Annotated in this window: 11 protein-coding genes; 10 read left to right on the top strand and 1 reads right to left on the bottom strand. The window is 57.2% G+C overall.

Annotated features, from left to right (window positions below; genetic code table 11):
* The first annotated feature begins 27 nt into the window (after nt 1-27).
* The 3 genes from CFN46_RS00375 to CFN46_RS00365 all read left to right on the top strand — a co-directional run bounded on the left by CFN46_RS00375 (nt 28) and on the right by CFN46_RS00365 (nt 3408).
* Nucleotides 28-1152, top strand: a complete 1125-nt coding sequence (locus tag CFN46_RS00375; RefSeq protein WP_088742413.1) for an extracellular solute-binding protein — start codon at nt 28-30, stop codon at nt 1150-1152.
* Nucleotides 1153-1281: 129 nt separating this feature from the next.
* Nucleotides 1282-2553, top strand: coding sequence for an ABC transporter permease (locus tag CFN46_RS00370; protein ID WP_088742412.1), 1272 nt, complete (start codon nt 1282-1284; stop codon nt 2551-2553).
* 3 nt (nt 2554-2556) lie between these two features.
* Nucleotides 2557-3408, top strand: a complete 852-nt coding sequence (locus tag CFN46_RS00365) for an ABC transporter permease (protein WP_088742411.1) — start codon at nt 2557-2559, stop codon at nt 3406-3408.
* A 176-nt stretch (nt 3409-3584) separates the two neighbouring features.
* Here CFN46_RS00365 and CFN46_RS00360 read toward each other — a convergent pair whose 3' ends face one another.
* Nucleotides 3585-5672, bottom strand: a complete 2088-nt coding sequence (locus CFN46_RS00360; RefSeq protein WP_088742410.1) for a sigma-54-dependent Fis family transcriptional regulator — start codon at nt 5670-5672, stop codon at nt 3585-3587.
* A gap of 392 nt (nt 5673-6064) precedes the next feature.
* On the opposite strand from CFN46_RS00360, the gene CFN46_RS00355 reads away from it, so the two are divergent.
* The 7 genes from CFN46_RS00355 (at nt 6065) to CFN46_RS00325 (ending at nt 14550) form a co-directional block, all read left to right on the top strand.
* Nucleotides 6065-7222 carry an ABC transporter ATP-binding protein gene (locus CFN46_RS00355; RefSeq protein ID WP_088742409.1) on the top strand — a complete coding sequence of 386 codons (1158 nt, stop codon included), beginning with the start codon at nt 6065-6067 and terminating at the stop codon, nt 7220-7222.
* Entirely contained in the window at nt 7222-8406 is a 1185-nt protein-coding gene (locus CFN46_RS00350) for an ABC transporter ATP-binding protein (protein WP_088742408.1), read from the top strand. Before CFN46_RS00355 ends, CFN46_RS00350 begins: the two co-directional genes overlap by 1 nt.
* Nucleotides 8406-9275: a carbohydrate ABC transporter permease gene (locus tag CFN46_RS00345; protein WP_024951645.1), complete on the top strand. Its 870-nt coding sequence runs from the start codon at nt 8406-8408 to the stop codon at nt 9273-9275. The genes CFN46_RS00350 and CFN46_RS00345 overlap by 1 nt, the downstream gene beginning before the upstream one ends.
* An 11-nt stretch (nt 9276-9286) precedes the next feature.
* Complete coding sequence (locus CFN46_RS00340; protein WP_024951644.1) at nt 9287-10087, top strand: carbohydrate ABC transporter permease; 801 nt, start codon at nt 9287-9289, stop codon at nt 10085-10087.
* A gap of 88 nt (nt 10088-10175) precedes the next feature.
* A complete protein-coding gene (locus tag CFN46_RS00335; RefSeq protein WP_024951643.1) occupies nt 10176-10448 on the top strand; it encodes a DUF2160 domain-containing protein in 273 nt (90 codons plus the stop codon).
* Nucleotides 10449-10623: 175 nt separating this feature from the next.
* On the top strand, nt 10624-12624 hold the full coding sequence (locus tag CFN46_RS00330) for a DUF4955 domain-containing protein (RefSeq protein ID WP_088742406.1): 2001 nt from the start codon (nt 10624-10626) through the stop codon (nt 12622-12624).
* 273 nt (nt 12625-12897) lie between these two features.
* On the top strand, nt 12898-14550 hold the full coding sequence (locus CFN46_RS00325; RefSeq protein ID WP_246116590.1) for an ABC transporter substrate-binding protein: 1653 nt from the start codon (nt 12898-12900) through the stop codon (nt 14548-14550).
* The last annotated feature ends 63 nt before the right edge of the window (nt 14551-14613 follow it).

Here is a 14613-nt window from a genome sequence, read left to right as displayed (position 1 = left end):
ACAACAATAAATCAGGGAGTATCATCCATGACAGTATTCAAAAAACTCACATCAACCCGTTCAGGATTACCGCTACGCAGTGCCTTGGTAGTAGCGGTTGCGGCAGCGGGAATGAGTGCGGGTGCTGTTCAGGCCCAGACACTCAATATCGTGTCGTGGGGCGGCGCTTACAGTGACAGCCAGATCAAGGCCTACCACGAGCCTTGGGAGGAGAAGAGCGGTGATACCATCGTCAATATCGACAAGTCCTCGAATGCACTCTCCGGGCTGCGTGCCCAGGTGCAGGCCGGCAATGTGACGTGGGACCTGGTGGACATGCTGCCCAGTGATGCGTTGATCGCCTGTTCCGAAGGGTTGATCGAACCACTGGATGCGGATGCACTGTTCGCCAAGGCGCCTGATGGTACTCCCGCCAGCAAGGATTTCATCGAAGGCTCCCTAGGTGAGTGCTTCGTCCCGCAGATCGTCTATTCCAACATCGTGGCTTTCAATACCGAGATGTTCCCCGAAGACAAGCAGCCGGATTCCATTGATGACGTCTTCAATCTGGAGGACTTCCCGGGTAAGCGCGCGCTGCAGAAAAAACCGATCAATAATCTCGAGTGGGCCTTGGTTGCGGATGGTGTGGCGCCAGAAGATGTCTACGCCATGCTGGACACGGACGAAGGCATTGAACGTGCCTTTGCCAAGCTCGATACCATCAAGGACGACGTGATCTGGTGGGAAGAAGGCGCACAGCCGCCGCAGTTGCTGGCGGATAAGGAAGTTGCCTTCGCTTCGGCATATAACGGCCGTATCTTCAATGCTGAAGTGAATGAAAAGCAGCCTTTTGCGATTGTCTGGGATGCGCAGGTCTTCGAGCTTGATGGCTGGGTAGTGCCGACAGGCAAGCTTGATACGGTGAAAGACTATCTGATGTTCGCCACGGATACTCAGCGGCTGGCAGACCAGGCCAAGTACATCTCCTACGGCCCGGCACGTACCTCGTCCGCGTCACTGGTCTCGACTCATGCTGATACTGGCATCGACATGAAGCCACACATGCCGACCTATGGCCCCAACTTCGAGACCGCCATTCCCAAGGATGATGAATTCTGGGCAGATAATCTCGATGAGCTGAGTCAGCGCTTCAACGCCTGGCTGGCACGTTAATCCTCGCACTGTCCTCGATGGCTCCGGTGGCATAGGCACGCTGGAGCCATTCTTGATGATGCTCGACAGCCATGCGCTATCGCCATGTGTCTGCCGAGTCCTCGCGGATGGCCGATCAAGGAGTGCAGGATGAGCGATTCCTCCGTACCGGCAGCGTCCGGCCCCGAGGGGCTGACTACCGCAGACGGTGTCCCCCTCAAGCAAAGTCTCAGTCGCGCCGTGCGCCGCAGTCGCCTCAAGGCACTGTTGCTCGTGGCACCGCTGTTGATCTTTATCGGGCTGGCTTTCGTCATGCCCATCTTCGACATGCTGTCACGCAGTGTCGATAACCCTGAAGTCTCGACCTACCTTCCTCGTACCAGTGAGTCACTGACCCAATGGGATGGCGAAGGGTTACCAGGTGAAGCGGCTTACGCGGCCTTGGCGCAGGATCTCGCGGCGGGTCTCAAAGCGCGTAATCTGGGTCGGGTAGCATCACGGCTAAACTACGAAATGTCCGGGATGCGTTCACTGTTCATGAAGAGTGCGCGCAAGGCAGGACGGATGGAGGCGCCTTTCAAGGCAGCCTTGATCAAGGCTGATAAGGACTGGCAGGACCCGGACATCTGGCGATTGATCAAGCGTGAGTCGGGGCTTTACACCGCTTCCTACTACCTTGCGGCGATTGATCGACAGTTCTCGCCGACGGGGGAAATTGTCGAGAAGCCCGAGTATCTACAGATCCATGTTGTGCTGTTTATTCGTACTTTCTGGATGAGTGCCGTCATCACTGGTCTGGCGCTATTGTTGGCTTATCCGGTGGCCTGGCTACTGGCGACCTTGCCTGCAGGGCGCGGCAATCTATTGATGATTCTGGTGCTACTGCCGTTCTGGACCTCGCTGCTGGTGCGCACGACAACCTGGATTGCGATTCTCCAGCAACAGGGGGTACTCAACGACATGTTGGTAGGAGTGGGACTGATCGCTGAAGAAGCGCGCATCCAGATGATCTACAACAAGACGGGCACCATCATTGCGATGACGCATATTCTGTTGCCGTTCATGATTCTGCCGCTCTACTCGGTAATGAAGACCATTCCGCCTAGCTATATGCACGCCGCCCGTTCTTTGGGAGCAGGGCCAGTAACGGCTTTCCGGCGCGTCTACTTCCCACAGACACTGCCCGGTATCGGTGCAGGCTCCATCCTGGTGTTCATCCTCTCCATCGGCTACTACATTACGCCGGCGCTGGTAGGTGGCCAGTCAGGACGGTTCATTACCAACTTCATCGCCTACCACATGCAGACCTCGCTTAACTGGGGGCTGGCAGCGGCCATTGGTTCCATTTTGCTGGTCGTGGTGATCCTCTTCTATCTGGTCTACAACCGCTTGATCGGTGTGGACAAGGTCAAACTGGGGTGACAGATGGCCATACCTTCCTATGCAACGCGCGGTGAACGGATCTGGCACTGGGTATTTTGCACGCTCTGTGCGCTGATCTTCCTGTTCTTGATTGGGCCTATCCTGGTCATCATTCCACTATCGTTCAATGCTGAGCCGTATTTCACCTTCTCGGACAAGATGCTCTCACTTGATCCAGCGGGCTTCTCGCTGCGCTGGTATCAGGACTTCTTCACCTCCGATGAGTGGATGCGATCAATAAAGAACAGCATCATCATCGCCATCTGTGCGACGGTGCTGGCGACAGTACTGGGGACGATGGCGGCGCTGGGTCTATCGAGTCGTTTCATGCCGTTTCGCAATACCATCATGGCGATCTTGATCTCACCGATGATCGTGCCATTGATTATCAGCGCGGCGGCGATGTTCTTCTTCTTCTCGAAACTAGGGCTGACTCAGACCTATCTCGGGGTGATTCTGGCGCATACGGCGTTGGGCATTCCCTTTGTGGTCATCACGGTGACAGCGACGCTATCGGGTTTTGATCATTCACTGACACGCGCGGCACACTCGCTGGGAGCCAGTCCGAGTCGCACCTTCTTTCGCATCATTCTGCCATTGGTGACACCTGGCGTGGTGTCGGGGGCGCTGTTCGCCTTCATCACTTCGTTCGATGAAGTGGTCGTGGTGCTGTTTATTGCCGGCCCCGCGCAGACCACTATCCCGATTCAGATGTGGTCCGGTATTCGTGAGGAAATCAGCCCGACTATCCTTGCGGTCGCCACGCTGCTGGTACTGGTGTCGATTATGCTGCTGGCCACACTTGAACTGATTCGACGTCGTAATGAGCGATTGAGAGGTCTGACGCCCAGCTGACCATGTACGTTGATGGATAGGAATGGAGAGAGGAAGAGAGGTCCAGATAAGGACAAAGGATGGTGAGATATGTCGTCCTTGCCGTAATACACAGAAGCCCCGCAAACAACGTTTGCGGGGCTTCTGTGTATTACGGTACTTCCCACCAGTCGCCGATAGACCAATGGCACCTCTGACTAGTCGTGTGTACCTAGTCGCTTGTAAAGCGTCGTGCGGCTGATGCCTAGTGTGCGCGCCAGGCGTGAGACATTGCCACCAAGGGCATCCAGCGCTATTTGCAGTTCTTGTGCGGAAGACAGGTCGTGCAGTGCAGCGATGTGATCATCAAGTGAGTTCTTGGTGACTCGCGAATCGTTATCCGCAGATGATAGTGGATCGGTGTGTGATGGGCAGATGGTGACGGGTGAAGTGCGCAATGCAGGCGACGCAGCAATACCGGCAGTGAAATTCATCACATTCTGCGCGGGATGAAGCATCAGATGGACAGCATCCAGTTGATCACCATCGCACAACGCCAGCGCCAGGCGTAAGCAGTTCTCCAGCTCGCGGATATTTCCCGGCCAGTCATGATCGCGCAAGCAGCGAAGGATGTTCGGTGAAAGGGAGGGTGTATGACGTTGCTGCTCAGCACATAGGCGTGTGAGCAGGGCGCGACTCAGGCCATCGATATCCTGACGCTCTCGCAATGGTGGCAGGGTGATGGTGGCGCCACACAGACGATAATAGAGATCAGCACGGAAGCTGCCTTCACGAACGCGCTCCAGCAATGGCTGATGCGTTGCTGCCACCAGCTCGAAGTCGACCCGCCGTGGCTGGCCACCGCCCAGTGGAGTGATCTCGCGTTCTTGCAGCACTCGTAGCAAGCGCGCTTGAACGTGCAGCGGCATGTCGCCAATTTCATCGAGAAACAGCCGGCCGCCATTCGCTTCTAGCAAGCGTCCCTCACGGCCTGCCGGGTCTGCCCCGGTGAAGGCTCCTCTGCGATATCCGAATAGCTCGGCCTCCACCAACTCAGTCGGCAACGCCGCGCAATTGATGGCTACCAGCGGCTGATGGGCACGACTGCTGGCTTGATGCAGTGCCTTGACCACCTCCTCTTTCCCGACACCTGTTTCACCTTGTAACAGCAGTGGCAAGCGAGCATTGGCGAGCCGTTGCAGCAGGGCACACACCTGCGCCCACCCCGGGTCGCCATGATGAAGTCGCGCCAGGCTGGCAGTGAGGGGAGCGGTTGTTGAGTCTGACGCGAAGAGCGAAGGTGATGTCGTAGTGGCACGCGCTGCCGGTGCACGAGGAGTGATCCGAGGGACAGGCTGTTGGCAACGCAGTGCGTAGCCCGCGAACTGAGGATGATCTGCCAGTGTGAGCTGATGATTTCCCGTCAGCGCAGGCCAATCCAGTTGCCAGCGATCAAGAGGTTGACCCAATAATAGATGCACATCATCTCGAGTAGGTATGTTTGTGCCTTTGGCGAGATTATCGTCAGGGCCTGTGGTTAGTTGACTGGCGAGTAACTGAAGTCCGCGTCGGCTGGCGGCAGCGATGACGCCGGAAGGAGTGACGGCCAGTAGTGCCGCGCTGGGCGAATCCAGTTGGCTCGTATTGAGGTGTAACCGCAGGAGGTGATGATCAGCTCCAAAATGTTCACTCAACCGCCGTTGCTCGATGTCATCGGCCAGTACGCTCAGCATGCCCAGACTGTACTGGCGTACCCGATAGGGGTCACAGATCAGCCCCAGACATCCCTCACAAGCACCCGGTGTCAGGCCACGGCCTGACTGCCAACATGCAGGAGACAACAACGCTGCGCTAGCGCTGGCCAGTCCCTTGAGTAGCGGTGCCTCATGATCTTCCAGTGCCACGCGTGCCAAGCGATTGGCGCGTGGTGCATTCAGCGTCTCGGCCAGTGCATTGTGCCCAAGTGATTCCTCGCGCCAGCGAGCCCCGGGGCTTAACAACAGTGCATCACTACTGAGCAAGCGCTGATGACCATAGCTGGCGAGCACCACACCATCACGATCGGTCAGCACCAGACAGGCTTGCCAGTGTTCGAGAAGATTGAGTGTATGTCCGGCGACAGCTGTCGCGACGGTCGACATCAAACTGGCTGACTGACGCTGGCGCCAGGCCAACTCATCGGGTGGACAGGCAGTGCTGAGGGCAGCACTAGCGAGCAGGTCGTTGGTAGTAGGCGAGAGGGGAGGCGCTGAAGCAGCGGTAGCACATTGCGTTACTGATGAATCGGCGGCGTGACGTGATGGCATGGTAGTCCCTTGTACGGCGGGCCCTGAGAGCCTCTGTTGTTATATGTCTGATCAATTCTGGAGGCGTGAATGTTCACTAGTGCTCATCAAGTGTTCAATCTCACAGCCCAATCTGTTCAGATACTGTTCATCAGAATAGTGGCAAAGGCGCCGTTGCGCGGGCTAGACCATCGTCGCCCCCCTGCCTTGGTCGTGTATGGCAAGTCACTGAAAGCGCATTGAAAGGCATTGTTCCTTACGGTTTGGAATCGGCGTTACAGTGCTTTCTGCAGGTCTGGCGCGACATGGCTGGCACGCGGTTCGCTTTATGATAGTCAACAGGTGGGCGTGAACACTTGGCAGAGAGCTACCGTGCCAGCGCCCTGATGACTTTCACCAGACGAGAAAGCGCCATGTCCCTGAGCCTTGAGGCGGTGACCCGCCGGGTTGGCCGTGAGACCCATATCGATAAGGTTGATCTAACCTTTGAACCCGGCTCCTTCAACGTGCTGCTCGGGCGTACTCTGTCCGGCAAAACATCGCTGATGCGTTTGATGGCGGGTCTGGATGTGCCAAGCGAAGGGCGCATCTTGATGAACGGCGAGGATGTGACCGGTCGACCGGTCCGCGAGCGCAACATCTCGATGGTCTATCAGCAATTCATCAATTACCCCAGTCTGAACGTTTACGACAATATCGCTTCTCCGCTCAAGCTGGCGCGCATGGCGCCGGATGAAATTCGCCGTCGAGTGCACGAAATTGCCGAGATGCTGCATATCGAGCAGTTCCTCAAGCGCCAGCCATCGGAGCTTTCCGGTGGTCAGCAGCAGCGTACGGCGATGGCACGAGCACTGGTCAAGGATGCCGATCTCGTGCTGTTCGATGAGCCGCTGGTCAATCTTGACTACAAGCTGCGTGAAGAGCTACGCCACGAGATGCGCAGCCTGTTCGCGACGCGCAACACCATTGCGGTCTATGCCACGACTGAACCCGGTGAGGCACTGGCACTAGGCGGTACCACCACACTGATGCACGAGGGGCGGGTGTTGCAGTCCGGGCCGACGGAGTCGGTCTATCACCATCCGGTCAGCGTCGAGGCAGCGCGGCTTTATTCTGAGCCTCAGATCAATCTGTTCGAGGCGGAGGTGCGTGGCCGCGAGCTGTCGTTCTCTGGCGCAGCTGATGCGGGCTCCCACGGCAGTCGCTTCGTGTTACCTGCGCCATTGGCGGGACTAGAGAGTGGTGCCTACCGTTTCGGCATTCGCCCCAGTCATCTGGGGTTGGCTCCACTAGCAGATGATGATCTCGAGTTCGCGGTCAACGTGGATATCGCCGAAATCTCCGGCTCTGAAACCTTCCTGCATGTGAGTAACACTGATCACTCGTTAGTGCTGCATCTGTCGGGTATTCACGACTTTGATGTGGATGATTCCATTCGCGTCTACGCACCAGCGCATAAGCTTTTCGTCTATGCCGAAGAGGTAGCGGAAGGGGCTGATAGCGCATTGATTCGCTCCCCGACACGAGCTGACAACATCGTGCCAGACACCTCATCAGGAGGGCTTGTTTGATGGCCGCGATTCATCTTAATGACCTGGCGCACAGCTACATGGCTGCGCCGAGCGAAGACGCCGATTATGCCATTCGGCGCATGAACCACGTCTGGGAGCAGGGTGGTGCTTATGCGTTGCTGGGCCCCTCTGGCTGTGGCAAGAGCACGCTGCTCAATATCATCTCAGGGCTGCTTGCTCCCTCGGAAGGCGAGGTGCGCTTCGATGATCGGGTGGTCAATCAGCTACCCCCGGAAGAGCGCAATATCGCACAGGTTTTTCAGTTCCCGGTGGTCTACGACACCATGACGGTCTACGACAATCTGGCCTTTCCGCTACGCAATCAGCGTCAACCGGAACACAAGGTGCAATCGCGGGTACGTGAGATTGCCCAGGTGCTGGAGCTGGAATCACTGCTCGAACGGCGTGCCAGTAACCTGACGGCTGATGAAAAGCAGAAAGTGTCGATGGGACGTGGACTGGTGCGCGATGACGTGGCCGCCATCCTGTTCGATGAACCACTGACGGTGATCGATCCACATCTCAAATGGAAGCTCAGGCGCAAGCTCAAGCAGATCCACGAGCAGTTCAATATCACGATGGTGTATGTGACTCACGATCAGCTCGAGGCCTCTACCTTCGCCGACAAGATCGCAGTGATGTATGAGGGGCGCATCGTGCAGTTCGGGACTCCGCGTGAGTTGTTTGAAGATCCTGCACATACCTTCGTGGGCTACTTCATCGGCTCACCCGGCATGAATCTGGCGCGTATCTCGCTTGAAACGCAGGGTGTTCGGCTCGGTGAGGGGGATTCTGCTCCATTGCTCAGATTGCCGCGCACGTTGCTGGCGACACTCTCTGAGCGTAACGGTGATCTCAAGCTGGGCATTCGGCCTGAGTTTGTAGAACTCGAGGCTGCAGCGCTTGAGAGAAGCGAGGCCGAAAGCACTGAGCATTGGCTGAGTGGGCAGGTCACGTTGGTGCAGGATCTTGGCACCTACAAGGTAGTGGACATCGATATAGGCGGTGGTTGCGTGTTCAAGGCACGCATTGAAGAAGATGCGGCCATTCCACATGGACGAGTGCGTATGCGCTTACCGGCGCGCTGGCAGCGCTTCTATCTGGACGAACATCTGCTGGATGTACTGCCCGCCTCTGCCGAAGTCACAGATGATGTCGTGGATGACAAGGGAGGAGTGGCCTGATGCAGCGCACTCACAACAATCGCGCCTGGTGGCTGGTGCTCCCGGTCGTCATCGTGGTGGCCTTTTCGGCCATCATCCCGATGATGACGGTGGTCAACTACTCGGTGCAGGACATCTTTGATCCCTCGACGCGCTTCTTCGTCGGTACCGAGTGGTATCGCGAGATTCTGCGCGATGAGCGGTTGCACGATTCGTTGATCCGCCAGTTCATCTATTCTTTCGCCGTACTGGCCATCGAGATACCGCTCGGTATTGCGGTAGCACTCTCGATGCCGCGCAAGGGTGCGATGGTCTCGCTGTGCATGATTCTGTTGGCCCTGCCGTTGCTGATTCCCTGGAACGTGGTCGGCACCATCTGGCAGATCATCGGCCGTGAGGATATTGGGCTCTATGGTTGGGCGTTGGGTCAGTTAGGCATTGACTACAACTACGCCTCCAACCCGGCAGATGCCTGGGTGACGGTGCTGGTAATGGATGTCTGGCACTGGACCTCGCTGGTGGCGCTGCTGTGCTACTCGGGGCTGCGCGCCATTCCCGATGTCTACTATCAGGCCGCGCGCATCGACCGTGCCTCGCCGTGGGCGGTATTCCGCTACATTCAGCTGCCCAAGCTCAAAAGTGTGCTGTTGATCGGCATCATGTTGCGCTTCATGGACAGCTTCATGATCTACACCGAGCCCTTCGTGCTCACCGGTGGTGGTCCCGGCACCACTACCACCTTCCTGTCGCAGACCCTGACCCAGATGGCGATTGGCCAGTTCGACCTCGGACGCGCCGCTGCCTTCTCGCTGATCTACTTCCTCATCATCCTGCTGGTCTCGTGGCTGTTCTATACCGCCATGACCCATCAGGACAGTGACGACGCCTGAGGAGACGAGTGATGAAAACACGCAAGCGTCTGGTAATGACGATTTACCTGCTGTTCCTGCTGGTGCCGATCTATTGGCTGCTGATCATGTCGTTCAAGTCGAATCAGGAGATTCTCGGCGGTCTGACCCTATGGCCCGAGAACTTTACCTTTGATAACTACCACGTGATCTTCACCGATCCGAGTTGGTACATGGGCTATGTGAACTCGATGAGCTATGTGGTGCTCAACATGGCGATCTCGCTAACGGTGGCACTGCCGGCAGCCTATGCCTTCTCGCGCTATCGCTTCCTCGGTGACAAGCATCTGTTCTTCTGGCTGCTGACCAACCGTATGGCACCGCCGGCCGTCTTCTTGTTGCCGTTCTTCCAGCTGTATTCCTCGGTAGGACTGTTCGACACACCACTGGCCGTTGCGCTGGCGCACTGTCTGTTCAACGTGCCACTGGCGGTGTGGATTCTGGAAGGCTTCATGTCTGGCGTACCCAAGGAAATCGATGAAACGGCTTACATCGATGGTTATAGCTTCCCACGCTTCTTCCTGACGCTCTTCATCCCGATGATCCGGCCTGGTATCGGAGTGACGGCCTTCTTCTGCTTCATGTTCTCGTGGGTGGAGCTGCTGCTGGCGCGCACGTTGACGGCGACGGAGGCGAAACCGATTGCGGCGGTGATGACACGAACGGTCTCGGCCTCGGGTATCGACTGGGGCGTACTCGCTGCTGCCGGTGCCCTGACGCTGATACCCGGCATTCTGGTGATCTACTTCGTGCGTAACCATGTTGCCAAGGGCTTCGCGCTGGGCCGTGTGTGATCGGCGTCTTGAGCGCTCTTCACGGGAGCGCTCCTCATTTGAGCCCGTCGCGCTAAATATCGACGGCGGGCAGCAAGAGGAAACACTCATGGAATGGATGGCCTGGACCCTACCCACGACACTGTTCTTTGCCGGTATCGGCATCATTTTACTCGGCATGACCGCATGGCAGTTCGCGACACCGACCCTCAGTCGGCAGGGCTTCCTGCCGATCGCGACGACCCGCGGTGATCGCCTGTTCATCGGACTACTCTCCAGTGGCTGGCTACATCTGTTATGGCTTGGCTTTACCGACCAGGTGTTGTGGATCATCAGCGTCGTATGCGTGGTCTGGATGTTATTGCTGATGAAGTGGGGCTAAGTGAGCGCATAGAGAAGATGCTGGGCAAACGGACTGGAGAGAGCTGGGTAGAAGGGTGTTGCAATCACGCGACAGGGAACCCGATGTGTTGAGTGGAGTCCCAAGCGGTTCTGATGAGTTTTGTCTCCGCCGCTGTCACTGCCATTGCTGATGCTTTCGCCAAGGATTGTCCTGAATGCCGTCTTCTGAGTCTTCCGTTCCCCGCCGCATGATTTGCTTGTTGCTGTCGGGGCTTGCTGTCATGAGCGTGCTGAGTATCGGCTATTGGGTTAGCCAGTCACACGAGTCTTCATCTACTGCACAAGGTACTCAAAGTACAGCCGTCGGTCAGAGTACCGCCGAGCCGGAGGATGGTGAACACGATATTGATAAGCAGGGAACGGTATCCGGCATCCCTTTGTGGCAGCGCTATCGCAGCACTTGGCTTGCCAATCGTGAACGAACTGCTGAAGAGCGCGTGGCATTGCCGCTGCCTGATTTCTCGCATGCTGGCTATCGACAGGGTGAGGCGTTGCCGGCCTCCGTCAATGTGCAAAAGAGTGAGCAGCGAGCTGATGAGAATACGCGGCGTTTTGACGTGACTGACTACGGTGCTCGTGGCGATGATGAGGTGAGTGATCGTTTGGCCGTACTCAAGGCACATGCCGCGATGCGTCGTTGGCAGCAGGCGGGCAGTGATGGTCACAGTGACAGAAGTCCTCGACGTGGGGTGCTCTACTTTCCTGCAGGAGATTACGTACTGTATGGCATTGAAGAGCGTGCCTGGTTCTTTGCACGATTGATTGCTCTCAAGGCAGTGGTGGCTGATGAGGAGCGCCAGCAGCAGTTGCGCGAGTCGCTGTTGAAGATGCAGGGCCTGAGCCTGGCAGGCAGTTATTGGACATTGGCAGGCGCGGGCAGCGGCAGCACGCACCTCAAACAGACGGCAGCGATGCTGCCACTGCATGCCAGCTGGTATTGGAGCACGCCTTGGCTGCTACATCTGGGCAGCCTGGACGAGGGGAGGACGCTAGACGAGGGTGGCAAGCAGGAAGCCTGGCAGCCACTCGCGGCAAGCTCACGGAATCAGCCTGCTGATACGCAAGATACGGTCATGCTGGTGGATTCGACACAAGATGCGGGAGCGGCCTCCTCCCTTGCAGTAGGTGATGAAGTTCTGCTGGAGAGCATCGACAAGCGCTCTGAGGCGGTGGCCCGCGCATTGGCTCCCTACCAGATGGAAAAGGATGCCAAGACCGGCAAGTCACGCTGGTTGATCGAGCGTGATGGCGTCGTCAAGCGAGCGCGTTATCGCGTGGTGGCGCGCGAAGGAAAACGTCTGACGCTCTCATTGCCGCTGGCGCACGAACGCCTTCCCGGTGAGACGTGGCGGATTGCGCGCATTCATCCTGCGCGGGAAGTCGGGGTGGAAGGATTAGCGTTGAGTGGTAACTGGCGTGGACAGTTCAAGCATCACCGTAGTGCCGAGGATGACAGTGGTTTCGGCCTGTTGGATATTGATGGTGTGACCGACAGCTGGGTACGTGACGTGCAGCTTGTCAATTTCAATCAAGGGATCAAGGTACGCCACAGCTCACAGACAACCCTCGAAAATGTGAGGTTGGCAGGCAAACCAGGCCATATCGCGATGACGATCAGCGATAGCAATCAGGTACTGGCGAAACGTGTGATCGACCAAAGTCATGCCTGGCATGCACCCGGTGTTGCGCGCTATGCGACACATAACGTCTACCTTGAACTTGAGCATGCTGGTGACAGTGGTGTTGAGCTACACGGGCAGCAGCCGCGCGATACGCTGTTTGATCGCAAGCGTGGCGGCCATGTGCGGGATCGCTGGGGTGCCAGCGTCGGGCATCAGCCCAATCATCTGCGTGGGATGGTGTTGTGGAATCCGGTCAATACCGGTGAACCGCATGACGCATGGCCCTTCATGCGTGCCGACAGTCACTACGGCAAGGTCATCATGCCGATCGTTGTGGGGGCGACGGGGCGCGCATTAGGGATTGCCAGCCAGCATGACTACGCACGTGTGATGAATGCCAAGGGCGTGACGGATTACGCTGAATTGCCGGCGATGGATGCGTTACAGGCCATCGTCGAGTCACCGGGAGAAGCAGTGACACCGGCCTCTCTCTATCGTGCTCAGCGCGAGTTGGCAACTGAGAAAGGTCGGTGAGAAGAAGATGTTGTAGGAGAAACCTGCCAAGAGGAGCTAGAGACGTAACGTCAGTACCGAAGAGTCGGTGAAGAGGCGCCAGTAGAGAGCTAGTGACCGAGAGAGTGCGTCAACATACAGCAGTCGAGAAAAGTGGTTGATAAAAAGCGGTTGAGAACAATAACGCCAATAAAGGGACATCCCATGAGTCAGCAGATGATCAGACCTGCACGCCTGCGTTACGCGATTGCCTTTGCCACTGCCGCCGGGCTTGCGGGGCTGTCGAGCCAGGCGATGGCGGATCAGTACCAGGACGCCGCCAAGAAGTGGATCGACAAGGAATTCTCGCCTTCTACCCTCAGCCAGGACGAGCAGATGTCCGAGCTTGAGTGGTTCATCAAGGCTGCCGAACCGTTAAGAGGCATGGAGATCAAGGTTGCCTCTGAAACTCTCACGACGCATGAATATGAGTCCAAGGTGCTAGCCAAGGCCTTCAGTGAAATTACTGGCATCAAGCTGACTCATGATCTTATTCAGGAAGGCGATGTCATCGAGAAATTGCAGACCCAGATGCAGTCGGGGCGCAATATCTACGATGCCTATGTCAATGATTCCGACCTGATCGGCACTCACTTCCGTTATGGCAAGGTCGTGCCGATCAGCGACATGATGGAAGGTGATGGCAAGGACTACACCTCACCGACGTTGGACCTGGATGACTTCATCGGGTTGGATTTCACCACCGGACCGGATGACAAGCTCTATCAGCTGCCGGACCAGCAGTTCGCCAACCTTTACTGGTTCCGCGCGGACTGGTTCGAGCGTGAAGACCTCAAGAAGCAGTTCAAGGACAAGTACGGTTACGAATTGGGCGTACCGGTCAACTGGTCTGCCTATGAAGACATCGCCGACTTCTTCACCAATGACGTCAAGGAACTCGACGGCAAGCGTGTCTATGGCCACATGGATTATGGCAAGAAGGACCCGTCACTCGGCTGGCGCTTCACCGATGCGTGGTTCTCCATGGCGGGTGCAGGCGATAAGGGTTTGCCCAACGGCCTGCCAGTGGATGAGTGGGGCATTCGTGTCGAGGAATGTCAGCCGGTCGGCTCCTCCGTGACACGTGGTGGTGCGGCGAACGGTCCGGCGGCGGTCTATGCGACTACCAAGTATGTCGATTGGCTGGACAAGTACGCTCCGCCGGAAGCTCAGGGCATGACCTTCTCCGAGTCCGGCCCTGTGCCGTCGCAGGGTAATATTGCCCAGCAGATTTTCTGGTACACCGCCTTCACTGCAGATATGACGCGTGAGGGATTGCCGGTGGTCAATGATGATGGCACGCCCAAGTGGCGCATGGCCCCGTCACCGCATGGCCCGTATTGGGAAGAGGGCATGAAGCTGGGCTATCAGGATGTGGGTGCCTGGACCTTCTTCGATTCCACGCCGGAGAAGAATCGTCTGGCTGCGTGGTTGTATGCCCAGTTCGTGACGGCAAAAACCGTGTCACTCAAGAAGACGCTGGAAGGACTGACGCCGATTCGCGAGTCTGATATCCAGTCGCAGGCGATGACCGATGCTGCACCCAAGTTGGGTGGTCTGGTCGAATTCTACAGAAGCCCGGCGCGTGTGCAGTGGTCGCCGACTGGCACCAACGTGCCGGATTATCCGAAACTGGCCCAGCTGTGGTGGCAGTACATTTCTCAGGCTGCCAGTGGCGAAGCCACGCCTCAGGAAGCACTGGATGGGCTAGCCAAGGCGCAGGATCGTATCCTTGAGCGTCTGGAACGGGCCAATGTAATGCCAAACTGTGGACCGAAGCTCAATGAAGAACGCGATGCTCAGTACTGGTTTGATCAGCCGGGCGCACCCAAGGCCAAGCTGGAAAACGAGAAGCCCAAGGGAGAGACGATCGGCTACGAGGAATTGTTAGAGAGCTGGAAGCAGTAACGTCTCTTCCGTAACATGTAAGTCAGCAACGCGAACGCCCCTGCCGGAATCCCGGCAGGGGCG

Origin of the sequence: Cobetia sp. QF-1 (genome assembly GCF_002213105.1) — a bacterium.
In the GTDB taxonomy this organism is placed as follows: domain Bacteria; phylum Pseudomonadota; class Gammaproteobacteria; order Pseudomonadales; family Halomonadaceae; genus Cobetia; species Cobetia crustatorum.
This window is presented reverse-complemented; position numbering and strand designations above follow the sequence as displayed.

Bases quoted from the DNA above. Each gene is read 5' to 3' on its own strand.
- CFN46_RS00350 (WP_088742408.1), top strand. From the start codon at position 7,222: ATGGCCGCGATTCATCTTAATGACCTGGCGCACAGCTACATGGCTGCG.
- CFN46_RS00330 (WP_088742406.1), top strand. From the start codon at position 10,624: ATGCCGTCTTCTGAGTCTTCCGTTCCCCGCCGCATGATTTGCTTGTTG.
- CFN46_RS00345 (WP_024951645.1), top strand. From the start codon at position 8,406: ATGCAGCGCACTCACAACAATCGCGCCTGGTGGCTGGTGCTCCCGGTC.
- CFN46_RS00335 (WP_024951643.1), top strand. From the start codon at position 10,176: ATGGAATGGATGGCCTGGACCCTACCCACGACACTGTTCTTTGCCGGT.
- CFN46_RS00370 (WP_088742412.1), top strand. From the start codon at position 1,282: ATGAGCGATTCCTCCGTACCGGCAGCGTCCGGCCCCGAGGGGCTGACT.
- CFN46_RS00360 (WP_088742410.1), bottom strand. From the start codon at position 5,672: ATGCCATCACGTCACGCCGCCGATTCATCAGTAACGCAATGTGCTACC.
- CFN46_RS00355 (WP_088742409.1), top strand. From the start codon at position 6,065: ATGTCCCTGAGCCTTGAGGCGGTGACCCGCCGGGTTGGCCGTGAGACC.
- CFN46_RS00340 (WP_024951644.1), top strand. From the start codon at position 9,287: ATGAAAACACGCAAGCGTCTGGTAATGACGATTTACCTGCTGTTCCTG.
- CFN46_RS00325 (WP_246116590.1), top strand. From the start codon at position 12,898: ATGGCGGATCAGTACCAGGACGCCGCCAAGAAGTGGATCGACAAGGAA.
- CFN46_RS00365 (WP_088742411.1), top strand. From the start codon at position 2,557: ATGGCCATACCTTCCTATGCAACGCGCGGTGAACGGATCTGGCACTGG.
- CFN46_RS00375 (WP_088742413.1), top strand. From the start codon at position 28: ATGACAGTATTCAAAAAACTCACATCAACCCGTTCAGGATTACCGCTA.